At 40.1% G+C, this 25,804-nt stretch carries 19 protein-coding genes; 14 read left to right on the forward strand and 5 right to left on the reverse strand.

Going from position 1 to position 25,804, the window contains the following annotated elements; all coding sequences use genetic code 11:
- From ABJN95_RS17085 to ABJN95_RS17100, 4 genes are read left to right on the forward strand one after another with little or no spacing between them, the layout of a single operon-like run.
- Window positions 1–771: a prolipoprotein diacylglyceryl transferase family protein gene (locus ABJN95_RS17085; RefSeq protein ID WP_348372181.1), complete on the forward strand. Its 771-nt coding sequence runs from the start codon at window positions 1–3 to the stop codon at window positions 769–771.
- Window positions 743–2,137, forward strand: a complete 1,395-nt coding sequence (locus ABJN95_RS17090; RefSeq protein ID WP_348372183.1) for a radical SAM protein — start codon at window positions 743–745, stop codon at window positions 2,135–2,137. Before ABJN95_RS17085 ends, ABJN95_RS17090 begins: the two co-directional genes overlap by 29 nt.
- Complete coding sequence (locus ABJN95_RS17095) at window positions 2,134–2,337, forward strand: hypothetical protein (protein ID WP_348372184.1); 204 nt, start codon at window positions 2,134–2,136, stop codon at window positions 2,335–2,337. Before ABJN95_RS17090 ends, ABJN95_RS17095 begins: the two co-directional genes overlap by 4 nt.
- Window positions 2,338–2,353: 16 nt before the next feature.
- On the forward strand, window positions 2,354–2,575 hold the full coding sequence (locus ABJN95_RS17100) for a hypothetical protein (RefSeq protein WP_348372186.1): 222 nt from the start codon (window positions 2,354–2,356) through the stop codon (window positions 2,573–2,575).
- A 12-nt stretch (window positions 2,576–2,587) separates the two neighbouring features.
- On the opposite strand, the gene ABJN95_RS17105 is transcribed toward ABJN95_RS17100, so the two are convergent.
- The gene (locus ABJN95_RS17105; protein WP_348372188.1) at window positions 2,588–4,945 is read right to left on the reverse strand and encodes an outer membrane beta-barrel protein; all 2,358 of its coding nucleotides are present in this window, start codon (window positions 4,943–4,945) and stop codon (window positions 2,588–2,590) included.
- Between the two features lie 244 nt (window positions 4,946–5,189).
- Between ABJN95_RS17105 and lepA the strand changes: the two genes are divergently transcribed.
- The 4 genes from lepA to ABJN95_RS17125 all read left to right on the forward strand — a co-directional run bounded on the left by lepA (window position 5,190) and on the right by ABJN95_RS17125 (window position 12,053).
- A complete protein-coding gene (gene lepA, locus ABJN95_RS17110; RefSeq protein ID WP_348372189.1) occupies window positions 5,190–6,986 on the forward strand; it encodes a translation elongation factor 4 in 1,797 nt (598 codons plus the stop codon).
- A gap of 124 nt (window positions 6,987–7,110) precedes the next feature.
- Window positions 7,111–11,151, forward strand: coding sequence for a two-component regulator propeller domain-containing protein (locus ABJN95_RS17115; protein ID WP_348372191.1), 4,041 nt, complete (start codon window positions 7,111–7,113; stop codon window positions 11,149–11,151).
- Window positions 11,152–11,274: 123 nt separating this feature from the next.
- Window positions 11,275–11,700, forward strand: coding sequence for a hypothetical protein (locus tag ABJN95_RS17120; RefSeq protein ID WP_348372193.1), 426 nt, complete (start codon window positions 11,275–11,277; stop codon window positions 11,698–11,700).
- A gap of 119 nt (window positions 11,701–11,819) precedes the next feature.
- On the forward strand, window positions 11,820–12,053 hold the full coding sequence (locus tag ABJN95_RS17125) for a GTP-binding protein LepA (RefSeq protein ID WP_348372194.1): 234 nt from the start codon (window positions 11,820–11,822) through the stop codon (window positions 12,051–12,053).
- A gap of 82 nt (window positions 12,054–12,135) precedes the next feature.
- On the opposite strand, the gene ABJN95_RS17130 is transcribed toward ABJN95_RS17125, so the two are convergent.
- Both ABJN95_RS17130 and ABJN95_RS17135 read right to left on the reverse strand, forming a co-directional pair.
- Complete coding sequence (locus tag ABJN95_RS17130) at window positions 12,136–12,414, reverse strand: hypothetical protein (RefSeq protein ID WP_348372196.1); 279 nt, start codon at window positions 12,412–12,414, stop codon at window positions 12,136–12,138.
- Between the two features lie 209 nt (window positions 12,415–12,623).
- Window positions 12,624–14,489 (reverse strand): sodium:proton antiporter, encoded by a 1,866-nt coding sequence (locus tag ABJN95_RS17135; protein WP_348372198.1) that lies wholly within the window; start codon window positions 14,487–14,489, stop codon window positions 12,624–12,626.
- 102 nt (window positions 14,490–14,591) lie between these two features.
- On the opposite strand from ABJN95_RS17135, the gene ABJN95_RS17140 reads away from it, so the two are divergent.
- From ABJN95_RS17140 to ABJN95_RS17165, 6 genes are all read left to right on the forward strand, one after another.
- Window positions 14,592–14,753, forward strand: coding sequence for a hypothetical protein (locus ABJN95_RS17140; protein WP_348372199.1), 162 nt, complete (start codon window positions 14,592–14,594; stop codon window positions 14,751–14,753).
- Window positions 14,754–15,091: 338 nt separating this feature from the next.
- Complete coding sequence (locus ABJN95_RS17145) at window positions 15,092–17,320, forward strand: SulP family inorganic anion transporter (RefSeq protein ID WP_348372201.1); 2,229 nt, start codon at window positions 15,092–15,094, stop codon at window positions 17,318–17,320.
- A 127-nt stretch (window positions 17,321–17,447) separates the two neighbouring features.
- Complete coding sequence (locus ABJN95_RS17150) at window positions 17,448–18,308, forward strand: MBL fold metallo-hydrolase (protein WP_348372202.1); 861 nt, start codon at window positions 17,448–17,450, stop codon at window positions 18,306–18,308.
- Window positions 18,292–19,197 carry an SMP-30/gluconolactonase/LRE family protein gene (locus ABJN95_RS17155; protein ID WP_348372204.1) on the forward strand — a complete coding sequence of 302 codons (906 nt, stop codon included), beginning with the start codon at window positions 18,292–18,294 and terminating at the stop codon, window positions 19,195–19,197. Before ABJN95_RS17150 ends, ABJN95_RS17155 begins: the two co-directional genes overlap by 17 nt.
- 16 nt (window positions 19,198–19,213) lie before the next feature.
- Window positions 19,214–20,845, forward strand: a complete 1,632-nt coding sequence (locus tag ABJN95_RS17160; protein WP_348372206.1) for a S8 family peptidase — start codon at window positions 19,214–19,216, stop codon at window positions 20,843–20,845.
- A gap of 6 nt (window positions 20,846–20,851) precedes the next feature.
- Window positions 20,852–22,735: a M1 family metallopeptidase gene (locus ABJN95_RS17165; RefSeq protein ID WP_348372208.1), complete on the forward strand. Its 1,884-nt coding sequence runs from the start codon at window positions 20,852–20,854 to the stop codon at window positions 22,733–22,735.
- On the opposite strand, the gene ABJN95_RS17170 is transcribed toward ABJN95_RS17165, so the two are convergent.
- Together ABJN95_RS17170 and ABJN95_RS17175 are read right to left on the reverse strand one after the other, a co-directional pair.
- Window positions 22,732–23,931, reverse strand: a complete 1,200-nt coding sequence (locus tag ABJN95_RS17170) for a succinylglutamate desuccinylase/aspartoacylase family protein (RefSeq protein WP_348372210.1) — start codon at window positions 23,929–23,931, stop codon at window positions 22,732–22,734. The two genes, ABJN95_RS17165 and ABJN95_RS17170, sit on opposite strands and share 4 nt — an antisense overlap.
- A gap of 3 nt (window positions 23,932–23,934) precedes the next feature.
- Window positions 23,935–25,782 carry a CBS domain-containing protein gene (locus tag ABJN95_RS17175; RefSeq protein ID WP_348372211.1) on the reverse strand — a complete coding sequence of 616 codons (1,848 nt, stop codon included), beginning with the start codon at window positions 25,780–25,782 and terminating at the stop codon, window positions 23,935–23,937.
- Window positions 25,783–25,804: the final 22 nt, after the last annotated feature.

Genomic DNA, 25,804 nt, shown 5'->3' on the forward strand with positions numbered 1-25,804 from the left:
ATGCTATTATGCTCCATTCCTTTTGAACCAATACTGTTTGGCATAAAATTAAACATACACCTGATACTTGAATATCTGGCGTTCTTTATCGCTTTTAGGTATTATGTCTTAATTCGGAGAAAAAGTACCGATACCATCTCTTCCAACAACCGCCTTTCCATTATTATTGGTGCCGTTTTTGGTGCGCTTTTTTTTTCGCGCCTGATCGCTTTTTTTGAAAATCCGGTACTTCATTATGCCCAAGGGTGGCTGGCCATTTTAAACAACAAAACCATAATGGGAGGTTTGTTTGGTGGGCTTCTTGGTGTTGAACTCGCCAAAAAGATCATCGGTGAAAAACAATCTTCTGGAGATTTATTCACGCTTCCTATTATACTCGGAATTATCATTGGTCGTCTGGGCTGCTTTTTAGCCGGAATCAAGGAGTTTACCTATGGTATTGAAACCACTTCTTTTTTGGGTTTGAATTTGGGCGATGGTCTTCAAAGGCACCCAATTGCTTTGTACGAAATGCTGTTTTTGGGCTTGCTTTTCTTTTTCGTAAAACGGCTTCAAAAAGAACCAAACCGCTTGGAAAACGGAATGCACTTCAAAATTTTCATGCTTTCGTATTTCAGTTTTCGGTTCTTCATTGAGTTTCTAAAACCCAATACCTTTTTTGTACTCGGGCTAAGTAGCATCCAATATTTATGCCTAATTTGTTTGCTGTATTATATCAAAACCCTCCGAAAAGGAATCGTTTATGCCCGAAAGAAACTACACCTATTATGATTTTACCCTAAGTCTATGCCCTGATTGTTTGCGTCGTGTAGATGCCAAAATCATTTTCGAAAACGACAAGGTGTATATGTTGAAAAACTGCAAGGAACATGGGCGTTCGAAAGTTTTGATCGCCGATGATATCGAATACTATAAGAACATACGCAACTACAATAAAGCATCAGAATACCCGAAGACCTTCAATACCAAAACTGACTATGGCTGCCCATACGATTGCGGGCTTTGCCCCGACCACGAGCAGCACTCTTGCTTAACCGTAGTTGAAGTCACTGATCGCTGTAATCTCACCTGCCCTACCTGCTACGCAGGTTCTTCTCCAACCTACGGCCGGCACAGAACCTTGGCCGAAATCAAAAAGATGTTAGATGCTATAGTCAAAAATGAAGGAGAGCCCGACGTGGTGCAAATTAGCGGTGGTGAACCTACCATTCATCCACAATTTTTTGAAATTCTAAATTATGCCAAGTCCTTGCCGATTCGGCATTTGATGGTCAATACCAATGGAATCAAAATCGCCAAAGATTTCGCTTTTGCAGAAAAGCTCGCAACCTATGCTCCAGACTTTGAAATCTACCTGCAATTCGATTCTTTAGATAATTCAGTTTTGCAAACCCTTAGGGGAGCTGATTTGGCAGATACGCGTTTAAAAGCCATTGAAAACCTGAATAAGCTGAATCTTTCAACCACTCTGGTGGTCACTCTTCAAAAAGGATTGAATGACCATGAAATGGGTAAAACCATTGATTTTGCCTTACAACAGCAATGTATTCGTGGGGTGACTTTTCAACCTACTCAAATTGCGGGGCGTTTGGAAAATTTCGAAGTAGACGAAAATCGAATTACACTTACAGAAGTACGTAGAAATATTTTAGAGCAATCGCCTATATTTGAGGCTGACGATCTTATTCCGGTACCCTGTAACCCTGATGCTTTGGTGATGGCCTATGCCTTGAAGTTAGGAGATGAAGTGAGTCCGTTAACACGCTATATCAACCCTGATGATTTACTGAATGAAGGGAAAAATACGATTATTTACGAGCAAGACGAACAGTTGCATGGCAAGATGATCGAACTATTCAGCACGGGGAATTCTGTTGAAAAGGCCTCTGAAAATTTAAAGAGCATTATGTGCTGCCTGCCAGAAATCGATGCGCCTGAATTGGGCTATGACAATCTGTTTCGAATTATTATTATGCAATTTATCGATGCGCATAATTTTGACGTTCGCGCTATTAAAAAATCATGCGTGCACATTGTGAACAAAGACTATAAAATCATCCCTTTTGAGACCATGAATTTGTTTTATAGAGATGATAAGGTCGAACGATTGAAAGAACTACAAAACGAACTGATATGAGCATTATTTCTTTAGAAGTTGGTGATTTAAGCGGACTCGTATTTTTAATTGTACTGATCATGTTTGGCCCAGCGCTATTGTTTTTAGTAATAGGTCTAATAGCGAGAAAAAAGAATCAGAAAGCAGCTAAGATTTTCTATATTTTGGCTGGCGTTTATCTTCTTATAAGTCTAGGCATTTGTGGCAGTCTAATGGCCTAATCGTAAGCTAGCAATTATGGCAAACATACTTTTATTCAATCAGGGAAATGCAAATGGGTATTTGATTCTTGCCATTGTCGTTATTTTACTACTGCTTTCACCGGCTATTGTACTTTGCATCATAGGGTTGGTGCTGAGAAAAAAGAAACCTAAAACCAGTAAAACTTTGTTTATTATCGCGGGGGTCTATCTTTTGATTGGTCTCGGTATTTGCGGGGGCGCCACCTTATTCGGCTAATAAAAAACTTTCTTAAATTCTCCTGCGTTCTTCTACACGTTTTGATTTTTTATTTCCTTTTATACGCACGTTTCCAAATTTGTATCTGAACCCAACTGTTAGTAGGCGATTTTCAGGTCGGTGTAAGGTTGAATTGTTTTGGTTGAGATACCTGCGCGAAGTGAACCTGGTTCCTTGGTTAAAGATGTCTTCAACACCCAAAGAAATACTAGCCTTCTTATTCAAAATGGTCTTTCTAAATCGTAAATTCAATCGGTTATAAGAAGCGCTCCTAGCATTGCCAAAAGTTCTTGGGGCATAGTAGGCAAAATTTAAATCCGCTACCAGGCTTCTATCACTGAGCAGCGTAAAACTATTGTTAAAACGAACAAAGCCGCTCCATAAGTTATTGCTCAAAACTTGACCCGAATCCAAATCGGTAAAGCGTTCTTCATTGCCATAAAAAGATAGGAACAAATAGAACCCATATGCTTTCGAAATGTTTTTGTTTATTGTAAAATCAATGCCATAGCCTACGTTCGAGGATAGGTTTGTGCTAATAAAGCGCAGCAAATTATTTTCATTGTCTTGAAAGGTTTGCTGCCGATACGGATTTTTCCATTTTAAATAAAAGAATGCAATCGTATAATCGCGGTCATAGGTATATTCAGCAGAAACCCAGTTACGAGTTCCGGGCAATAAATCGGGATTGCCCTCTACTACCGTATTATTGCTTTGAAAGTATTGAAAGGGGTTGATTCTATTGTAGCGGGGTCTTTCTATGCGTCGAAAATAAGAGATTTGATATTGATGTTTTTTGCTAGGCGTAAATTGTAAGGCGAAAGAGGGAAAGAATTCCAAATACGAGGTTTCCTTTGGGCCAATGCCTGTATTTAAAGCTCCCATAGTTTCGGTATACTCGGCCCGAAGCCCTGTTTTTAAATTCCACAAATCCCATTTTCCATCATAACTTGCATAGGCCGCGTAAATTGATTCATCATAAGTGAACACCCCAGCTTCTGTAGGGTTAATTCCAGGTTGGTTGCGATCAAACCCTTCTTGAGAAATGGTGCTTTCAGAGTTGATACCAGCATATCGGAGTCCGGCTTCCAAACGAGTAGCTTCTCCTAAAGGAGCCATAAAATCAGCTTCCAAACTATACAAATTGATTTTTTGATCTGACTGTGTAGTGAAATCGTTATCTCCGACCGGGTTTTGATTCATGTCAAAAAAATCAGTGTCTAGATCTTGCCCCCGCTTGGAGTCATAAAACGTATAATGACTGCCGATAGTAATTTCAGCCCCCTTTTGGTTTAGTTTGTGCACCCAATCTGCATAGAAAGATGTGTTTATCTGTTCTTGACCAGAGTCGTTAACCGTATTAAAACTTGAAAGGAGACCACCCTCCATATCTGTCTGCACTGTTTCACTAAAAGAAAACCGATTCACCCGCGGATTAAAAACATTTATGGTTGATATACTCAAAGCGTTTTTGTCATCAATATCATAATCAAAAAAAGCACTTAAATTGTGCCTTTTTCGCTTTGTAGTCAAGTCTTGATCTGCCTTCCAAATAGTTGTTGGAACTCCATTTTCAGAAAAGTTAGTAATATCAGTATATCTAGAAATTCTTTTGACATTTCCAAAACTATAATTGACTGAAAAGCTTGTTTTCTTTCCTTTAAAAAAGTGATCAGTGCCCGTGGTGTTTTTGGCGAAAACTCCTTGTGTAAAATTGTTGTATACCGCGCCATTATAGCCTGCAACCAAGTTCTTTTTCATTTTTATATCGATCAACATTCCGCCTTCAGCGCTATACTTTAGTGGCGGGTTGGTAATCACCTCAACGGCCTCGACATTGCTTGCCGAAGAGCCAGAAAGCAAATTGATGATATCCGATTCTGGTATATTCACTTTACGCCCGTTGATCAGTATTCCAATGTTCCTATTGCCCTTGATGGTCAGCACTCCCTGCACTACATTTACTGTTGGGGTTTGTTGAAGCAATTCCCAGATATTGCCATCGGCAAGCGCAGTGTTCTCAACGTTGAAAACCAAGCGGTCTACCTTCCGCTCGAGCTTTGGTTTTTCATAGGTGACCACTACCTCATCTAGCTGCTGCGATTCTCTAATAGTCAATACCCCTACATCAACATCAGTAGCCACATTGATAAACTTGATTTCGGAAAGATTTTCAATGTAACTGGCTTTTAACAAATAGCTGCCTGCAGCAATGTTGTTGAATACAAACACACCTTTATCATCTGTCGAAGTACCGTTTACGATTGTAGAGTCGGTCGTTTTTAACAAAAGCACATTAGCGAATACTATGGGGCTTTCATTCGCATCGGTAACGCTTCCAGTAACCCTATAATCTTGTGAAAATGACATGGTTGAAATACAACCAAATGAGAAAAGAAATAGGAAGCATTTTTTCATCAAAGGGACTATAATCCTCAAATGTAACATTTTAATGTCGAAATATCCTACGAAAATTGTGCAGTTTATCTATTTTTTTGTACTGGCAAACCTCTTGCCGACTTGTATTTACTTCATATCAAATTCCTTTTGAAATTACATTATCTTTGCAGCGCTAAATACCTATGGTTTTTAGGATTTCCGAGGAAGAGAATTTATGAAGCACATTAGAAATTTCTGTATCATCGCCCATATTGACCATGGTAAAAGTACCTTGGCAGACCGTCTATTAGATTTTACTGGAGCCGTTACAGACCGTGAGAAGAAAGAGCAGTTACTTGATAGTATGGATTTGGAGCGTGAACGTGGTATCACCATAAAGAGTCACGCCATTCAAATGGAATACACTTACCAAGGTCAAGAATATGTTTTAAACCTAATCGATACCCCAGGTCATGTTGATTTCTCTTATGAGGTGTCGCGTTCCATCGCCGCTTGTGAGGGCGCCCTTTTGGTAGTTGATGCAGCTCAAAGCATTCAAGCCCAGACGATTTCTAATTTGTATCTGGCCCTTGAGAACGATTTGGAAATCATTCCGGTTTTGAACAAAGTCGATTTGCCAAGTGCCAATCCGGAGGAAGTTACCGATGATATTGTTGACCTTTTGGGCTGTGATGCGGAGGAAGTAATACCGGCAAGTGCAAAGACGGGTATTGGCATTGAAGACATACTAAATGCGATTATCGAGCGTATTCCTGCACCAGTAGGTAATATTGATGAGTCTTTGCAGGCACTTGTTTTTGATTCAGTATACAACCCTTTTCGAGGGGTGGAAACCTATTTTCGAGTAATCAATGGAGAAATCAAAAAGGGACAAAAAATTAAGTTCGTTGCTACCGACAATGACTATTTTGCCGATGAGGTCGGAACGCTAAAGTTGACACAACAGCCCAAACAAAGTATCAAAGCAGGTGATGTGGGCTATTTGATTACTGGAATTAAAGATGCAAGGGAGGTCAAAGTAGGCGATACCATTACCGACGCTGCACACCCGACTGAAAATGCAATTGAAGGTTTTGAAGATGTAAAACCAATGGTTTTCGCGGGAATATATCCGGTTGATACCGAAGATTTCGAAGAATTACGCTCCTCTATGGAGAAACTTCAACTAAACGATGCCTCTTTGGTGTTCACTCCAGAAAGCAGTGCCGCCCTTGGCTTCGGCTTTCGATGTGGTTTTTTAGGTATGCTCCATATGGAAATCATTCAAGAACGTTTAGAGCGTGAATTCAATATGACGGTAATCACCACGGTGCCTAATGTGAGTTACCACGCCTTTACACGAAAAAATCCGGATACGGCATTAATCGTAAATAACCCAACAGACCTTCCTGATCCTTCTAGTATTGATCGGGTTGAAGAACCATACATTAAAGCTACCATAATTACCAAAGCCGACTTTGTGGGTAATGTAATGTCGTTGTGTATTGAAAAGAGAGGGCAGATTACCAATCAAACCTACTTGACTACCGAGCGTGTCGAATTGAATTTCGATATGCCTTTGGCAGAAATCGTTTTTGATTTTTACGACCGTTTGAAAACAGTTTCGAAAGGTTACGCCTCTTTTGACTATGCACCTATAGGAATGCGAAAATCGAAATTGGTACGGGTTGATATCTTACTAAATGCGCAGCCGGTTGATGCCTTGTCGGCCCTAATTCATGCTGACAATGCCGTTACAATCGGCAAAAAAATGTGTGAAAAATTGAAAGAGCTTATCCCAAGACAGCAATTCGATATTCCGATTCAGGCAGCCATTGGTGCGAAAATCATTTCTCGTGAAACTACAAAAGCTCTTCGAAAAGATGTTACCGCCAAATGTTATGGGGGCGATATTTCTCGTAAGAGAAAACTGCTTGAAAAGCAAAAGAAAGGTAAAAAACGTATGCGCCAAGTAGGTAACGTTGAAGTACCACAAGAAGCTTTTATGGCAGTGCTGAAGTTGAATGACTAAGGCGTATCTCAGGGTCATATATCAACTGTTGAAATCATTCGCTATAGGGTAATTATTAGCCGCATTTCCAATAGGCTAACGCTTCTTTTGCTATATTAGATAACTAATTCGTCTACAATGCCTTATGGGAATACGCGGGTCGATACTAACCATAATACAAATTGCGTTTTGTGCCTTTGGGCTATTGTGCTTCGAAACTTCGAAGGCTCAAAATCAGGTTAGTTTCAGACAACTTTCAGTAAAAGAAGGCCTTTCACAAAACAGCGCTATTTCAATTGTTCAAGACAGTACCGGGTATCTTTGGATCGCAACCCAAGATGGTCTAAACAAATACGATGGGAAGGAATTCACTGTTTTTCCATACTCCTTTAAAGATATTACCAGACCAGATTACAGTCATCTTGGGAGTGTATACTCCGACAACGACGGGGGTTTGTGGATGCTACCTTTAGACGGTATTCCGTACAGGTTTGATGTAGGTACTCAGACTTTTGAACCCGTATCTGATATTGACCAGGTAAGTGTTGTCTTTCAAGACAGTAAATTCAATACTTGGTTTGGAACCTATGACAACGGCTTGTTTCTCTTAGATAAAAAGACCCAAAAACCCGAGTTGATCGTTCCGTATTCGCAGATAAATGGAACAGTATACAAAATGGTTGAATCTCCTTCAGGAGAGCTCATGTTAACAACCGATAAACAAATCGTACTGATTCATCCTGAAAAATTTGAAACCAGTTTCTTATTTCCTAAAACCATTGACGGCGTGACAATTGCGGAAAATTTCAGTGATATCGTTTTTGACAAAGCGGGCGGGCAATGGGTTGCAACTTTTGGAAACGGACTTTATTTTCGGGAACAGCACGAGGATGTATTTAGCAGAATTTCAGATCTGCCCTTTTTAGATTACTTGCCCACAAATCTCAATATTCTAGATTTACATATCGACACCCACAATCGATTGTGGGTTGCTACCTATGGTAGTGGTCTATATATGATCGATCTTGAGGGAAATAAGATCTCTCATTTCAATGTCGAAAAGCACAATCCGAGAGCGCTTCACTACAAAGATGTATTGTGCATTTATGAGGATCATTCTGGTACCATGTGGTTTGGAACAGATGGTGCCGGCATTAGCTATTATGACGAGTATCTCGAAAAATTTAACTCCTTAACCATTTTTCAAACTCCAGAAAACATAAGTGTTGACGTAATTAGAGCTATCGTTGAGGCAGATGACGAATCAATATGGCTTGGAACTTCAGGAAAGGGGCTTACACAATACGACCCAAAAAATAATAGCTGGCGTACGTTTACTACGGGCGAAAGAAGTCAGGGTATTTCCTCAGACCGCGTGATGAGTCTGCTCATCGATGAGCAAGATAATCTGTTCATTGGCACCCAAGGAAATGGGCTAGACATTCTTTCGAAAAACGGTAAATTTCAAAACTATTCAAATACTACAAAATTACCTTTATCAGCCAATACGATATGGAATATTTTTAAAGATTCTAAAAACCGAATTTGGTTGGGAACCAGAGAGGAAGGCCTGATTCAGTTCGATAAATCACTTGGGGAAATACAAAAATTCACTCATGATCCAAAAGTATCAGCAAGCCTACCCAGTAACAACATCAGAATAATTACAGAGGATAGCAAGGGGAACCTCTGGATCGGCACCGAAGCCGACGGAATAGCTCATTTTAATGTTGAAAGTAAAACCTTCACTACCTATACCAGTAGTGCTGAATCCAATGCTATTTCAAGTAACAATATTAAATCGCTCTATGACGATGGCAAAGGTGTGCTTTGGATTGGAACCAATGGAGGGGGTCTTAATGCCTTTGACCTTGAAAAACAGCATTTTTATACCTATACCGATGCTGACGGCTTGGCCAACAACGTCATCTATGCCATACTGCCAGATGATCGGGGAAACCTGTGGTTGAGTTCTAACCGGGGATTAACAAAATTCACCATTCCCCAAAATCAACTTGATGTAGTACCCAAAGTGGTTAACTATGATAATTACGATGGCCTGACTACAGAATTCAATACAGGGGCTTATTATAGAAATGATACGGGCACGCTTTATTTTGGAGGGCTTGAAGGTTTTTATTGGTTCTCACCAGATGAAATACAGGAAAATAAAGTGCTTCCTAAAACTGTGATTACTGGTTTACAGGTTTTCGATGAGGGCAAGCCCTTGTCACCAAATACCATTTTTGCCCATGATGAAAACACGCTCTCATTTACCTTTTCAAGTCTTCAATATTCGCTTCCCGAAAAAAATCAATATCAATACAAACTTGCTAATTACGATACCGATTGGGTTCATTCTGGCAACACCAATTTCGCTAGATACTCACATCTCGCCCCAGGCGACTACGAATTCATGGTAAAATCAAGCAATTATGATGGGGTGTGGAACCCAGAAACCGTCTCCTTTAAGTTTTCAATTGCCTCACCATGGTATTTAACAGCATTTGCAAAAACCATGTATGTTCTCCTATTTATTGCTGCCGCTTTCGGTGTTTACAGCTATCTGAAATGGCGCTGGAGAATGCGACTAGACCTGAAATTAAAGGAAGAAGAAGCCATTAGACTTCAGAAGCTGAACGACTTTAAATCTAAATTATATGCCAACATATCGCATGAGTTTAGAACCCCTTTGACCTTGATCTCGGGTCCTGTTGATGCAAAATTAGGTGAGGGGGGGCTATCTGATACTGATTTCACCAATTTTTCAATGATTAAGCGCAATACCAATCGTTTGATCGCCCTAGTAGATCAGTTACTGCACTTAGCCAAACTTGAAAAAGGCAAACAAAAACTAAAGATAGCTAAGGGTGATTTAGATCTATTTCTAGAAATGATTGCCAGTTCATTTCAATATAAGGCTGGGTTAAAAAAAATAGACTTCAAGATTGCTATTGCACCCTTGAAAAATGAATGGTTTGACGCAGATGCATTAGAAAAAATAGTGTCCAATTTGCTTTCCAATGCCATGAAATATGGCAAAGATGGTGGTATTTGCGAACTTGAAGCTACAAAAATTGATGGCGCGCTGCAGCTAATTGTTAGTAATACTATACCAGGATCTTCTGAGATCGAAGTAGACAAGTTATTCACCAGATTTTATCAACATGATCAGTATGCCGAAGGAGCGGGTGTTGGTCTTGCACTTGTCAAAGAATTGGTACAGCTATATCAAGGTCAGGTAGATGTAAAGATTGACTCCAATGACATGATACACTTTAAAATTTCGATACCCCTTGAACGAAGTTCCCTAAAAAATGTAGCAATTGAAGAAGACAATGGTGAAGCTAACAAATCGATTGTAGCGGGTATTTCTGATGCGGTTCAGTTAGCGGAAGAAACTACTGACAGCGATGCTGTAGAAGACCTGCCTTTGGTTCTTTTGGTTGAGGATCAAAAGCAAGTGCGCGATTTCCTAGTTTCAGTTTGGAAATACCGATACAATGTATTCGAGGCTAAAAATGGCCAAGAGGGCATAGAAAAAGCGCTGGAAGTTGTTCCCGACCTTATACTAACAGATGTACGAATGCCGGTATGCGACGGTATTGAACTATGTAATACCTTAAAAACAGATGAACGTACCAGTCATATTCCTATAATTTTACTTACTGCAGGCATTGGAGAGGAACAGGAATTAAAGGGCCTGCAATCGGGCGCGGATGATTTTATTACCAAGCCATTCAAGTTGCCCATATTAGAAAAAAGGGTAGAGAACCTCATAGAAACCCGAAAAGCTTTACGTAGTCGTTACAGCCAAGAAATGGTGCTGAAAGCCAAAGACATAGCAATAACTCCAACAGATGCCATTTTTTTGAATAAATTACAAGATGTACTCGATGAACATTTGGCTAATCCTGAATTCAGTCCTAGGTACTTCTGCAAGGAATTGGGTATGAGCAGAATGCAGTTGCACAGAAAATTGTTGGCCTTTACTGGCCTGTCGACAACGGCATTTATTCGTTCTCAACGTTTAAAACAAGCGCTACATATTTTGCAAACTTCAGATGCTACCGTAAACGAAGTTGCCTATACTGTTGGTTTCAACACCCCCTCCTATTTTATTAAATGCTTTAAGGAAAAATACAAAAAAACACCTTCTCAGTATCTTCAAAATGAAGCTAAATAAGCATTTTGAAATACTGTTACATTTCTTGTATACTTTGTTACATACCTCCTATTTGTAGGAAAATATCTCAAGTATTTTTGGTCTCAAACAACTGGAGCGTAGATAACGCTTTGTATCAAAACCATGAAAACAAACGTATTCTTTATCACCATTTTTTTTAGTGGGCTGCTGCTATTCGCCGCTCAAGAACGCAGTACAACCGGAATGAAAATTATCGTAGTGGTCGATGCGAAAGCTAATGTGATTTCCAACATAACCCCCTTAGATACCTTCCAAAAAATGATGGTTTCTGAAGTCCACGAGCAATTCCCCGGATGTCATTTTTATATCGGGAGTTTAAAAGGCAACTACGATTTAACCGATACAGAGGTCATTCCGGCAGAGAATGCAACGGTTGTCATGTATACCGAACGGGAGTTTTTTAGGTCTGGAGATTTTCTTGATGCCAAAACCTTAGGTAAGGGTGATAATTTTAGATTAGGTAAAGTAATGTCAATAGTTACCTCTAATAAAAAGGGTGAGCTTTGCCTTAAAATAGAACAATCTTGAGGCTTTGCTACGGTAGCACGAAACCACCCAAATGTAAATTTTAACACCATATTTTTAAAAAATGTGATATTTGGATTACTTTTATAGTAGTATAATCAACCACAAAAGTCTCAAACCAAATGACCACTTACATCGCCCAATTTACGGCGAAGCACCGTGTTATTCAGATTGAACAGAACTCTATTTTTACTTGGCGGCAAGAAAGTGGGGAAATTGACAATGCTTTGCTAGAAGATAAAATCAAAAGAGAGTCCGCTGTTCATTTTTATCAATTGGTAACCGGCAAAGATTACCCTGTTGTTCAAGAAGATATACAAGTGACTGTATGGAAGACATTGCCATTTAATGGCTAACTATACCTAAATGTTGTACTTGACAGCAGTTAACGCTAGTGCAGGCCCGTCTCAACATGCGCCAACAGTTCGAAACGAAACCTTATTTTCTATTACAGCGAATGCCGTCTAGATCGGGATCGTCGTTTGGGTTTAATTCAATGGCTCGAATGAAATCTTGCAGAGAAACATCGTTAGGGTTATCAATTGTTTCACCATCCACAACAAACTTTCCGCCTTCTTCGCAAACATCGATTGATTCGGTTGCAGTACTGCATTCATAGCAATTGGAATCGCTGTCTCCGTTTACATCACTTTTACTACAGGATTCGATGAGGGTCATAGTCAGCATAAGGGTTAAAAAGCATATTCCTTTTTTCATAATTCTAGATTTTTTAGGTTAAAATTCCTAGAATCGGATAACAGCCCAAAATTCTAGTAAATCATTGAAATAAAGGTATATAGCGAATGAATATTAGGAAATACCCAGAAGATTGTATTTTTAACTACTGGTTTTCCTTTAGGTAGTTTCTAATCGTTTTTCGTTATAGAGAAATGAAGGGTTAGGTATACCAGGGGTTTTGAAAACTATTATTTTTCTTTTTCAATAGCTGCGGTTTCGACAGTCAATGCTTCGACATCAAAAGCTTTGCCCAAATACACCAATTTGAAACCCTCTTGAATATCATTGAATCCTGTACTATAGGAACTGATTATCTTTAAATCGCCTTTTCCATCCTTTAGGAAGAGTGGAATAATTTCCTCATCGGTGTTGGTGATTTCAATAAGATCTTGGTAGTGTTTGACGCCATTCAATTCAATTTCATGAATTGCAGGATACTTTCTGGTGGTCTCCATCAATTTCATATAATCATCAGTATGGGAAAATAAACCCTCCTTGGGGTTATTTTCAGGGTCATTCATTTCATCTGAACTGACCAAACGAAACGAACCGTGCTCACCAAATTGTTTTTTAAACTTATTGATTGCATAATTGTTGATGTCTGCATTTCCGGTAAGTGACATCAAATACCCAATATCGCTTAGCTCAATATTATCTTCTAAGGCGTCAGAATAAATATTTGCTGAAAAGGCCTCCAACCCCAAATTCTTGGCCATAGCAACGTTATTTTGATTGCTGTCTACCAGCACAACATGCCGATTGTTCTTCTGCAGATAATCGCCCATTAAACGTGAAAATTTAGAGGCTCCAATGATCAGAATACCCTCAGATTTATTTAAAAATACCCCCACCATCTTGGCAAAAAATCGTGCTGTTGTTGCATTTAATAAGACGGTTCCCAATACAATCATAAAAACCAAAGGGGTAATATATTCCGCACCGACTTCGCCTTGTTTCAGTAACTTCGATCCGAATAGCGAGGCAATTCCCGCCGCTACAATACCTCTTGGGCCTACCCATCCTATAAAAAGTTTTTCATTGAATTTTAAATTCGATTTTGTCGAACATAGAAATACGCCCAACGGACGTATGATAAAAACAATTACCCCAAATAATAAGGCGGTGTTCCAGTTAAAAATCAACTCAAGATCACTCATGTTAATATTCGCGGCCAACAAAATAAAAAGGATGGAAATAAGTAAAATGCTCAGCGATTCCTTAAAATAGAGCAGCTCTTTTATATTTGGAAGTTCTGTATTACCCATGACCATTCCCATAACAACAACGGCCAAAAGACCAGATTCATGGGCAAAAGCGTCTGACATCACAAACACTAAAAGAACAGTTGAAAGCGAGGCCACATTGAGTAAATAATGCGGTATGAAGTTCTTCTTGATTAAAAATGCAAGTGCGTGAGCGAAAGTGAATCCGAAAGTGAATCCGAAAAGCAAGATTTTTCCGAATTCCACCAATGCGGTTATGGTATAGGCTTTTCCTTCTCCTACGCTTATAAACTCAAAGACCAAAACCGCAGCCAATGCGCCAATAGGGTCGATTAAGATTCCTTCCCATTTTAATACCGCTGAAACATCTTTTTTAAGCGGAATATTTCGCAATATTGGTGTAATTACCGTCGGACCAGTAACAATAATCAAAGCAGAAAATAAAAAAGAAATCTGCCAGCTCAGTCCGAAAATATAGTGTGCAGCAATACCGGCGCCAAAGAAAGTAACCAACGAACCTAGCGTTATTAGTTTCGTAATCACCGGCCCTACATTGCGAATCTCAGACCGTTTCAAAGTGAGGCCACCTTCAAAAAGTATAATACTAATAGCCAGAGAAACGAAGTAATACAGTGCATCGCCAGGAAAAAGCCCCTTTTCGCCATTCCAAACCGGCTCAATCAACTTGTGACCATCTTCAGTATACATCGATGCAACGGGGCCAACCAGCAACCCAATTAGAATCAATGGAAGAATCGCAGGCAATTTCAAACGCCATGCAAACCACTGTGCTACGATTCCTAAAATTATTATTCCGGCTAACTCGACCATATATCGCTCTTTTAACGAAAAATAATCATTTTTAAACTAAAATTTATAATCGTAAACGCTAAGTTTTCTTAATTAATATTATACTATCTTTCCGTCCTCTTTATGGCTAGCATCATCCAAGCTTTTAAAACCATATCGTTTGGCTTTGCATTTTCTCTTTCGCTTCAGGTCAATGTATTTGAAGCTACCCCAGTTGCTGCTTTTTTTGAGGCAAAACTGCTGTTTCTAGATGTTGAAGAAAAAAATGCCGCCAAAGAGAAATAGATTCAAAACATCTGAAGTGAAACCGAAAAATCAAGATTTAGAAATTGAATGACTAATACGCTTTGGCTTGCGAAAATCTTTTAAGATTTTCAGTTTGCCGGGTATATGCAAAGTAAGTTACTAAAATCCACAGCGCAACAATGCACAAAAACCCAAGGCGTCAAGAACAAAATAAATGCGTATAGTTTTAATATGAGTATATGTTACAAATCATTGGTCTACATTCAATTTTCTCAGGAGTTAAACAAGCTCACATAACACATGAATTAAGCAGTATGAAACAATTGACCTGTTTTATCTTCAAAATCTTATGTGATTAAACCCAAATAGTTAAATAAATGGAAAGTACACCAAAAAAAGGGTTCAAGGGTTTAATTGAAAATTGGCAAAGTGATTTAATAGCAGCGGTGAGTGTCTCACTCATTGCTTTACCGCTTTCATTAGGTATCGCTTTAGCAGCGGGTGCACCGGCAATGTCAGGTATCATTTCCGCTATTGTGGGTGGTGTGGTAACAACCCTTTATAGGGGCGGACATATCTCAGTCAACGGACCAGCCAAAGGAGTCATTGGGGTCATACTTTTGGGTATCACATTGATGGATGACGGTTCAGGGCAAGCCTTTAATTACGTATTAGCCGCAGTGGTTGTCTCAGGCGCAATTCAAGTGCTATTGGGGTTGCTGAAATTGGGTCGCCTAGCAGATATCTTTCATTCTTCGGTGATTCACGGCATTCTGGCTGCAATTGGAATTATCATTTTTGCCAAACAAATACACGTGGCTATGGGAACGCATTCCGATAGTCCGAGTATCATACAAAACCTTGTCGATGCCGTTACACTCTTACCGCAAGCGAATCCTTTTGTGGTGATTATTGCCCTAGCGGGCTTGCTTTTATTATTGTTTCATTCTAAAATCAGTAATCGGTTTTTCCATATTCTACCAGCGCCCATGTGGGTGATTGCACTATCCATTCCCTTTGTATATTTTTTCAATTTCTTTGACCAACACACGCTTTCATTCTTTGGAAAAGCGTATGAAGTAGGGCCTAGTCTATTACTAGATATTCCCGATAATATTATGGATTCTATTATGCATCCAAATTTTAGCAAAATAAATACAATTGAATTCTGGACAACCGTATTATCGATTTTAATCATAACCAGTATTGAATCATTGGCCATTGCCAAAGCAGTTGACAAAATTGATCCTTACAAACGAAAGACCGATCTAAATAAGGATTTGACAGGAATTGGATTGAGTACGATGGCGGCTGGTTTGATTGGAGGTTTACCCATAATTGCCGTGATTATTCGCAGTACTGTAAACATTCATAATGGCGCGAAGACCAAATGGTCTAATCTGTATCAAGGACTACTGTTGTTGCTTTTTATTGTGGTATTAAGCCCAATAATGCGTCAAGTGCCGCTATGTGCCTTTGCTATTTTACTCGTTTATACCGGGTTTAAATTGGCTTCCCCTGCTGTCTTTAAACAAGTTTATGGCCAAGGAACCGAGCAGCTCATATTCTTTGTTGGTACGATGATTCTAACCCTTTACACGAATTTGTTAATTGGATTGCTTGGTGGTTTATTGTTGGCCTTAGTGAGTCACATGCTATTGGCCAGAGTATCGATACCTCGATTTTTCAAAATGGTGTATAAGTCCGGTTCGAATTTGATTGCGAAACCAGATGGCAGCTACGACCTAAAAATAAAAGGAATTGCGAATTTTTTAGGCATCTTAAAAGTAGACAAATTGGTGGCTCAAATTCCTTCAGGAGCCGATGTGAATATTGATTTGTCGGAAACAAGATTGGTCGGCATGACCTATATGGATTACTTGGTAGACTACTTAAAAATACAAAAGAACACAGGGGGTCAAGTCATCATCAATGGATTAGATTCGCATGTTTCATCTTCTGGTCATAATCGAGCTCTAAAAATTTCTTTAAACAGTTCTGCTGCCAAATTATCGCCCAGACAAACTCGATTGCAAAATTTAGCAAATGAAAAAGATTATCAATACACGAATCAAGTAGATTGGGATACGAAGTACCTGAAGAATTTTCACTTTTTTGAAATTAGACCTATTGAGCGCAAATCAAACTGTCTCAAAGGAACTTTTAAAGGTTTGGACATGTCTTGGGAAATTGCCGATGTGACTTTCAGTGAGGGCGCAGCTTTTACGGCAGAGACCTTTAATACAACGCTCATGGTCTTAAAATTGAATAAAGAAATACCTGTTTTCACTATGGAAAAAGAAGGCGTATTGGAAAGACTTTTTGACCGCGTGATGGCCTATACCGGTTATAAAGATATTGATTTTGAGATGTATCCAGATTTTTCCAAAAAATTTCTAATTATGGGAAATAAGGAGTCGGAAATTCAATCATTTTTTACAGATGAAGTCATTCGGTTTTTCGAGAATCATCAGATTTATCATTTAGAAAGTAATGGCGAAGCCCTGGTCATTTTTGATAAGATCAAATTGGCAAGGACCGATGAAACCATGGCGTTTCTAGATTATGGTAAAGAACTAGCCACCCTTATAGATGAAATGAAGTAGGAGATCAACATTGAAAAATAAACCATAACACGCCATACATAAAGCAATACCCTACATCACAATAGACTGCTAAAAAGATTTCATCTCTCATTGCTTATGCTTAATTTGCCCCGAAGAAATAGCGTCTATGAAACTCTATCCCATAGAAACCGGAAATTTTAAACTTGACGGTGGAGCCATGTTCGGTGTTGTGCCAAAGACACTCTGGCAAAGAACGAATGCAGCAGATGCCAACAATATGATTGACATGGCCGCCCGAAGCCTCTTGATCGAAGATGGCAAGCGTCTAATTTTGATTGATACGGGTTTGGGCAACAAACAATCTGAGAAATTTTTTGGCTATTACTATCAATGGGGCGACCATACCTTGGATAGGTCTCTTGAAAAAAACGGTTTTCATCGTGACGATATTACCGATGTTTTTATGACCCATTTGCATTTCGACCATTGTGGGGGTAGCATTGAATGGAACAAAGATCGAACGGGTTACCAGACTGCTTTTAAGAACGCTACGTTCTGGACAAACGAAAATCATTGGCAATGGGCCACCCAGCCCAATGTACGCGAGAAGGCATCGTTCTTAATGGAAAACCTACTGCCTATGCAGGAAAGTGGTCAATTGAAATTTGTTGCCCAAAGAAATTCTTCGTGGATTGCGAATTCTGAATTGGGTTTCGATATTTTGTTTGTAGACGGCCATACCGAAAAAATGATGCTTCCACACATTACCTATAAAGGTAAAACTTTGGTTTTTGCAGCCGACTTGGTGCCTACAGCCGGGCATATTCCTGTGCCCTACATAATGGGTTACGATACCCGGCCCCTATTGACTATGGATGAAAAAGCTGTATTTCTCGATACTGCGGTTGCCAATGATTATTTGCTATTTTTTGAACACGATGCCCACAATGAAATTTGTACCTTGCAGCGAACTGAAAAAGGGGTACGGCTTGATAAAATCTTTACTTTCAATGAAATTTTCTCCTAACATCATACACAAAATACTATTTGGTATATTTTGTTTGTCTACCCTATTCTCCTGCAATTCCCAACAGCTGCGAAGCGTTGATTTTACTCCTGAAAACGGCTTTACAAATGGCATCGAAGGTCCGGCTGTAGACTTCGCCGGAAACCTCTATGCTGTTAATTTTGCGGAGCAAGGAACCATTGGGAAGGTCGATTCTAATGGAAAAGGGGAAATCTATGTAAGGCTTCCAGATGCAAGTATAGGTAATGGTATTCGTTTTGATCAAAAAGGAGATATGTATATCGCCGATTACGTCGGTCACAATGTATACCAAATAAAGAAGGGCACAAAGCAACCTATAGTTTGGGCCCACAATCCTAAAATGAGCCAGCCCAATGATTTGGCTATAGCTCCGAACGGCACGATATATCTCAGCGATCCAAATTGGGCGGAGAGTTCGGGTCGCATTTGGATGGTTAATCGCAAAAGGGAAATCATCCTTCTTGAAGAAAACATGGGAACTACCAATGGCATTGAAGTAAGTCCTGATGGAAAGAAGTTATATGTCAACGAATCAGTTCAGCGCACTATTTGGCAATATGATATTCAGGCTGACGGAGGCGTAAGCAACAAATCGAAATTTGCTAATTTTGACGATTTTGGAATGGATGGTATGCGCTGCGATGCGGAAGGCAACTTGTATGTAACACGTTACGAAAAAGGTACGGTTGTTGTACTATCGCCAGCAGGGCAACCTCTAAATGAAATTCAACTCAAAGGAAAAAAACCCTCGAATATAACCTTCGGTGGCACTGATGGAAAAACTTGTTTTGTCACCCTCGCAGATCGGGGTTGTGTCGAAACTTTTCGAGCTAAAAATCCTGGAGCTTTTTATAAAAGAATACACTAACGCTAATATGAACTATATGACACCTATTTTCAACCGATTGTTTTTCGGATTTTCAACAGCCCTGTTATGCCTGGGTTGTGGCGCCACCACCCTGATATCTACACCTATTGAAAACATTGATGCAATGCCTTCTAAAATTGCAGACCTCACTGATGCACAGAAAAAGAACTGGGGCCATTTAGATTTGGTTACCGATACGATTCCCGGCATGAGCGTTGATAAGGCCTATGCTGAAATCATTGGAACTAAAAAAGGTCAAAAGGTAATTGTAGCTGTCTTAGATTCTGGTATTGATCTCAAACACGAGGATCTTGACGGAGTGCTCTGGACCAACAAGGGTGAACGGCCAGGAGATGGCAAAGACAATGATAAGAACGGATATGTCGATGACATTCATGGCTATAACTTTTTAGGTGAATCGTACAATGAGCAGCTAGAAGCGGCACGAATCGTGAAGCTAAAATTAGGTGATGCAACGATGCAAGCCAAGGCGAAGGCAAAAGTAGACGAAGAATATGCTAAAGCGGTTCAGAACAAACAACAATATGAACAAATTCTACAAGCTGTTAAAAATGCAGATGCAGCCGTCAAAAAGGAATTGGGCAAACAAGCCTATACCAAAAAGGAGGTTGCAGGAATCAAACCCAAAGATCAGGCCATGCAACAGCACATAAACGTATTGATGCAGATGTACACTTTCGCTGATGATATTCCCACTGTTTTTGATGAACTTGAAGGAGGTATCAAGCATTTTTCCGATCAAGCCAATTACAATTACAATGTCAATTTTGATGGAAGAAAGATCGTTGGTGACAACCCATACGACTTTAATGACAATAACTACGGCAACGGCAATCCACAAAACCGGGTAGATGACGAAAGCCATGGCACCCATGTTGCGGGCATCATTGCAGCAGAGCGCAACAATGGCAAAGGTGCAAACGGGGTAGCTAATAACGTTGCAATTATGAGTATTCGTGCCGTACCCAACGGAGACGAGTATGACAAAGATATCGCATTGGGTATTCGATATGCTGTTGATAATGGGGCTAAAATTATTAATGGGAGCTTCGGGAAATCATTTTCGCCAAATGCAGCATGGGTGTATGATGCCATAAAATATGCAGCGGCAAAAGATGTGTTGATTGTTCACGCAGCCGGTAATGATGGTGCAAATTTAGATGATCCCAATGAACCTAACTTTCCCAACGATGCTATTAACAACGGTCCGGAAATAGCAGACAACCTAATCACCGTAGGTGCTTTAAACCCAGATTACGGCGGTGAACTGCTTGCGGAATATTCCAATTACGGTAAAATCAATGTAGATATTTTTGCCCCAGGTACAGCGATCTATTCAACCTACCCAAATAACGAATACGAGTATTCTCCAGGTACGTCAATGGCTGCTCCAGGCGTCGCGGGAATAGCGGCTCTGATTCGATCGCAATACCCTAAGTTGACGGCGTCGCAGGTCAAAAAGATTATTATGGAATCTGGATTAGCCGTAAAGACAAAAGTAGCTTTGGGTGGTGATGCCAGCAAGGCAGCAAACTTGAATGAAATATCGACTTCTGGAAAAATGGCCAATGCCTACAACGCCTTAATTATGGCCGAAAGTGTTAACAAAGGTAAAATTCAATTATAATATACTATGCAGTATAAAAATTTCAATGCTTTAGTTCTTTTATTTCTTTTGTTCGGATGTACCGGCTTGACAACAGCACAAAACTCCACCAATTATTGGCAACAACATGTTGATTATACAATGGAGGTAGACATGAATGTGGAGAATTTTCAGTACACCGGAACCCAAAAATTGATCTATACCAATAATTCTCCCGATGCGTTAAGCCGGGTTTACTATCATCTTTATTTTAACGCTTTCCAGCCCGGAAGCGAAATGGACATGCGCCTGCAACACATTGCAGACCCCGATGGAAGAATGACAACCCCTGAAAAGAAAAGTAGAATTGCTTCTTTAACGGAAACCGAAATTGGCTATTTACATGCGATTTCCTTAACGCAAGATGGTGCTGCCGTTAATTTCAGCGAGGAAGGTACTGTTTTGGTTGTTGATTTAGCAAAGCCCATTCCGACCGGTGGCCAAACTACTTTCGAAATGGAATTTAAGGGCCAGGTGCCGGTTCAAATTCGACGTTCTGGAAGAAACAACAAAGATGGTGTAGCGCTCTCGATGAGCCAATGGTATCCAAAATTAGCCGAATATGACTTTGAAGGTTGGCATGCCGACCCTTACATCGCACGTGAATTTCATGGCGTTTGGGGTGATTTCGATTTAAAATTAACCATCGACAAGACCTATGTTGTTGGTGGCACTGGATACTTACAAAACCCTCAAGAAATAGGTCACGGCTATGAAGCGCCGGGTACCAAGGTCAAAAAACCAAGAGGTAAAACCTTAACCTGGCATTTTAAGGCGCCGATGGTACATGATTTTATGTGGGCAGCAGATCCTGAGTATGTGCATGATACATTGCAAATGGAAGATGGGCCTACGCTCCATTTTCTTTACAAAAACGACTCGATTTATAGGGATACCTGGACCAAAGTGCAGCCCTTGACCGAAAAAGCAATGCGATTTTTCAATAAAAATATTGGAGCGTACCCCTATAAACAATACTCGGTCATTCAAGGCGGAGATGGTGGTATGGAATATGCCATGGCAACCTTAATTACTGGCGGAGACAAGCCAGGAAGTGTCATCGGCACAATGATTCACGAATTGGCTCACTCCTGGTTTCAACACGTATTGGCTACCAATGAAGCCAAGCACGAATGGATGGATGAAGGGTTTACCTCATTCGTTTCGGCGCTTTGCAGCAACGAGATTCGAGAACAGAACAAACAAAATCCATTCGAGAATTCCTATAAGGGGTATTACTACTTGGTGAATTCTGGCAAAGAACAACCGCAAGGAACCCATGCTGATCGTTACGATTCAAATACTCCCTATGGAATTTCGGCCTATAGCAAAGGGGCTATCTTCTTATCACAACTGGGCTATGTAATTGGGCAAGATAAATTGATGGAATCGCTTCGGAAATATTATGCCGACTTTAAATTTAAGCATCCTGTACCTAACGATATCAAACGTACCGCAGAGAAGGTTTCGGGTATCGAATTGGATTGGTATCTGACCGATTGGACGCAAACTACAAACACCATCGATTATGGAATCAAGGAAGTAGCGGCTGATGGTGAAAAGACGAAAATCAAGCTCGAGCGTATCGGATTGATGCCCATGCCTATAGATATTTTGGTGGTTTACAATGATGGTACTCAAGAAACCTTCTATGCGCCACTACAAATGATGCGGGGCGAAAAAGAGAATCCATATCCACAATTAAAAAGAACGGTTTTGGCAGATTGGACCTGGGCAAACCCTTCCTTTGGTTTTAGCGTAGACCGCCCTTTGGAAGATATCAAAGCGGTTATGATTGATCCGTCTCAATTGATGGCCGATATGAATCAAGAAAACAATACTTGGCAACCTCAGCCTATGCCTAAAAACTAGTACCAAGGCGTATTCCGATACATTTCGTTTTTTGCTGCACGCTCTCTATTGTGCATAATGATTTGCGTTTTATCAACTTGGCGATTTCGATATCCGAGGAGATGAAAGAAAGATTTTGTAAAATAACGCGCTACAGAAAGATTCACCAACAGACTTTCTTTGGTTGTGCTGCTCCAAGAAATTCCCGGCAGAAGGCACAATAGACGATCGAATTTCGATTTGCGGAATAAGGTCGATATTTTCAAAGCCCATTTCGGTGTTTTCTTAATAAGGAAAAAGCCTTCTGCGCCCTGTTTTTGATATAGGGGCATAAACAAAATCGAATTTTCTTTGGCTAAAATCTTTTTTCTATTCTGTATGGCCATAAACGTACCCTTTGTTACTTTTTGAAAACTGGTGTACCCATTGAGCATGCTGAAATCATCTCTTTTACGCAGTTCATGTCTGTAGGTCACCTCGTAAAAATTCGAGTCTTCGTTGGCAGAAGACCGAAGCTCTTCATAGTAGCTGTCAAAATGCAAAACGTCTTGTTTAGGTAGCGCACCAGCAAAAACCAAAGTCAACCACAAGAAGGCAATACTATTTTTCACAGCTGATTCTGCTACATGCTGACCAGACTCAAACCCCAAAGACACATACCCTAACTTATTCATTCGGCTCAACAACGGGCCCTCTAGAAATTCTTCAATACCTAGAATAATAGGCAAAGGAAACTGTTGCGAAAATTTTCGATTGATCAATGCATCATTAATAGTTATAAACGGGAGCGTCTTACTTGATGTAGTGTGAAAATCAATAAAGTAAAACGGGGGCTCATATGCAATTAGTATTTCGCCAATCAACTGTTCGAGCTCTAGAAGCTCCATTTCTTCTCGTTCGCGCTCGGCGCTGGGTTTGGCCTTTATTTCTGCCATCTTTTCTTCAGTCCAAAGACGATTTAGATCTTGGTCTAAAAATCGCTTTCCCTGTAACAATGCAGGTAGGTTCGCTCGAATTCCGACTAAGGTTCCGCGAATCTTAAAAACGTTTTTTTCAAGCGTATTGAAAAGATGCTCTAGCGCCTTAACTCCCGCTGGTTCATTGCCGTGAATTCCTCCAAAAAAAATAAGGCTTGGTCCTTTTTCTTCGCCAACCACCTGCCCTATAAAGCGACTGATATGTTGTACGCGCCGTAGGGGGTCAAAAGATTCCAACATTCCTTAAAAGTCGTTGGTTGTAATGATGCCCACGAGCTTTTTTCCTTTGATTACGGGTAGACAATTGATCTGGTGAAGCTGCATCGTTTCTTTTGCTTCCAGCATCGCTATATCTGCAGTAGCCGTTATCAACTTTGTCTTCATTATGCTCTTTACCGACTTCTTCAGCGCCTCTGGCTTATGCTGGTAGTTTTTGACATCTTCCCAGGTCAACAAGCCGACCAAATTAAAGTGAATATCCATTATAGGAACATGATGTATGTTCCGCCATTGCATCATTTTGAGCACTAAATCTGCACTATCGTTTTCTTGAGCAGTTACAATTTTTGTGTTCATATAATGGCGCAATTGTTTTTGATCTTCCTCGGGTACATATTCATTTCCGCGTGCCAATCTCCAAGCATCTACCGTATATCCTTTTTGTTCGTGTTCATAGATGCTGGCGGTCAAAATGCGCAAGGCATCTGCGGTTTTATGTTCCTTCTTGAGCTCTCTAAAGCTCTGTATTGTCCAGCGAGCTCCGTTCTTATTTTTTATACGATTTTCTATCACGGCCAAATACTTTTCAGCATCTCTAGGTAAAACATTCATGCTGTACAAACCTCTATACGCCATAGGTAAAAAATGGTCAAGTAATAGTTCCTTACAAGGAATTAATTTTCCTTCCCAATAAAATTGAGCGGCGGTTCCATAACGGGCGGCATTATAAAAATTTCCCTTGGCATCTTTAAAATCCATTTTTTCATGGATATTATCTAAATGTCTGGGCCTACCACACATGATTCCTGCCCAAAACATAAAATTGGCGATTTCGTCTGTTGTTGTAGGACCCGAAGGCATATATCGATTCTCGATGCGTACGTGGGGTTTTCCTTTGGTAACACCATAACAAAGGCGATTCCATTTATATACCGTTCCATTGTGAAGTTGTAGGGCTTGTAGTTTGGGAATTTTCCCTTGCTTCAATTCAAGTAAGCTATCTGTTGAGAAATTAGCGCTTAGTAAGCTTCTAAAGTTCACAATGCTATCTTTATAAAAATCAACGATCGAACCCCTTGCCCAATCGTTTCCAAACCCCACTCTAGCATCACGCTCATTCAGCAAAAAATTACTGGCTCTTGTGTCAACGCTTTGCGTAAAAAGAGCAATTCGGGTTTCTTGCCATAATTCTCTTCCCATTAAAATGGGTGAATTGGCACAAATCGACAATACGGGGCCAGCAATGGCTTGCGCCCAATTGTAACCTGCTGCAAAATCAGTGGCGTCTAGCTGCAAATGTGCTTGAAAACTAGTATTGCATCCTTCAAAAAGAATAGAGTCGTGATGTAAATTCAATTCGTCAACACCCTTGATGTGTAGTTCAAGATCATCACCACGTAAGTCACGAATGGTTTCGTCAAGAACCTGATATCTCTCAACAGGAGTCATAAAGGACGTATGCAAATGTCGAGAATCAATCGTTGGCAAGATTCCGGTAAGAATTACTTTTAGGTTTTGTTTTGCGGCCACTGTCTTTGCCTTTGCTAGTAAGTCGTTAAGCTGCTCGTGTAATTTTGCGAAACAATCTTCGGTAAGCAACAAGGGGTCAAGATTTGCCTCAAGATTATAAAGCGCTATTTCATTTGTAAAATGCGGGTCATTCAGCGCTTTTAGCACCTCCATTGCCTTATTTGAAGGTTCCCATTGTTCGTTAACCAAACAAAATTCTTGCTCCGCACCTATATGAATGTCGGTATCAAACATTCGCTGGTCAAGCATCTGTTCTATGGCTTCCAAATCACCTAATAATTGTGAAATGTACTTCTCCTTTAGGGTACTTCCTACTAAGCGCTCAACGTCTAACTCGCCCATGGGTCTTGTATTTTGGGTTAAC

Origin of the sequence: Maribacter sp. (genome assembly GCF_039974175.1) — a bacterium.
Classification (GTDB): Bacteria; Bacteroidota; Bacteroidia; order Flavobacteriales; family Flavobacteriaceae; genus Maribacter_C.

Excerpts from the sequence above, each read along its gene's own strand:
- ABJN95_RS17100 (WP_348372186.1), top strand. The coding sequence starts at position 2,354 with ATGGCAAACATACTTTTATTCAATCAGGGAAATGCAAATGGGTATTTG.
- ABJN95_RS17085 (WP_348372181.1), top strand. The coding sequence starts at position 1 with ATGCTATTATGCTCCATTCCTTTTGAACCAATACTGTTTGGCATAAAA.
- ABJN95_RS17120 (WP_348372193.1), top strand. The coding sequence starts at position 11,275 with ATGAAAACAAACGTATTCTTTATCACCATTTTTTTTAGTGGGCTGCTG.
- ABJN95_RS17115 (WP_348372191.1), top strand. The coding sequence starts at position 7,111 with ATGGGAATACGCGGGTCGATACTAACCATAATACAAATTGCGTTTTGT.
- ABJN95_RS17175 (WP_348372211.1), bottom strand. The coding sequence starts at position 25,782 with ATGGGCGAGTTAGACGTTGAGCGCTTAGTAGGAAGTACCCTAAAGGAG.
- ABJN95_RS17165 (WP_348372208.1), top strand. The coding sequence starts at position 20,852 with ATGCAGTATAAAAATTTCAATGCTTTAGTTCTTTTATTTCTTTTGTTC.
- ABJN95_RS17155 (WP_348372204.1), top strand. The coding sequence starts at position 18,292 with ATGAAATTTTCTCCTAACATCATACACAAAATACTATTTGGTATATTT.
- ABJN95_RS17145 (WP_348372201.1), top strand. The coding sequence starts at position 15,092 with ATGGAAAGTACACCAAAAAAAGGGTTCAAGGGTTTAATTGAAAATTGG.
- ABJN95_RS17140 (WP_348372199.1), top strand. The coding sequence starts at position 14,592 with ATGGCTAGCATCATCCAAGCTTTTAAAACCATATCGTTTGGCTTTGCA.
- ABJN95_RS17170 (WP_348372210.1), bottom strand. The coding sequence starts at position 23,931 with ATGTTGGAATCTTTTGACCCCCTACGGCGCGTACAACATATCAGTCGC.
- ABJN95_RS17160 (WP_348372206.1), top strand. The coding sequence starts at position 19,214 with ATGACACCTATTTTCAACCGATTGTTTTTCGGATTTTCAACAGCCCTG.
- ABJN95_RS17135 (WP_348372198.1), bottom strand. The coding sequence starts at position 14,489 with ATGGTCGAGTTAGCCGGAATAATAATTTTAGGAATCGTAGCACAGTGG.
- ABJN95_RS17130 (WP_348372196.1), bottom strand. The coding sequence starts at position 12,414 with ATGAAAAAAGGAATATGCTTTTTAACCCTTATGCTGACTATGACCCTC.
- ABJN95_RS17095 (WP_348372184.1), top strand. The coding sequence starts at position 2,134 with ATGAGCATTATTTCTTTAGAAGTTGGTGATTTAAGCGGACTCGTATTT.
- ABJN95_RS17105 (WP_348372188.1), bottom strand. The coding sequence starts at position 4,945 with ATGTCATTTTCACAAGATTATAGGGTTACTGGAAGCGTTACCGATGCG.
- lepA (WP_348372189.1), top strand. The coding sequence starts at position 5,190 with ATGAAGCACATTAGAAATTTCTGTATCATCGCCCATATTGACCATGGT.
- ABJN95_RS17125 (WP_348372194.1), top strand. The coding sequence starts at position 11,820 with ATGACCACTTACATCGCCCAATTTACGGCGAAGCACCGTGTTATTCAG.
- ABJN95_RS17090 (WP_348372183.1), top strand. The coding sequence starts at position 743 with ATGCCCGAAAGAAACTACACCTATTATGATTTTACCCTAAGTCTATGC.
- ABJN95_RS17150 (WP_348372202.1), top strand. The coding sequence starts at position 17,448 with ATGAAACTCTATCCCATAGAAACCGGAAATTTTAAACTTGACGGTGGA.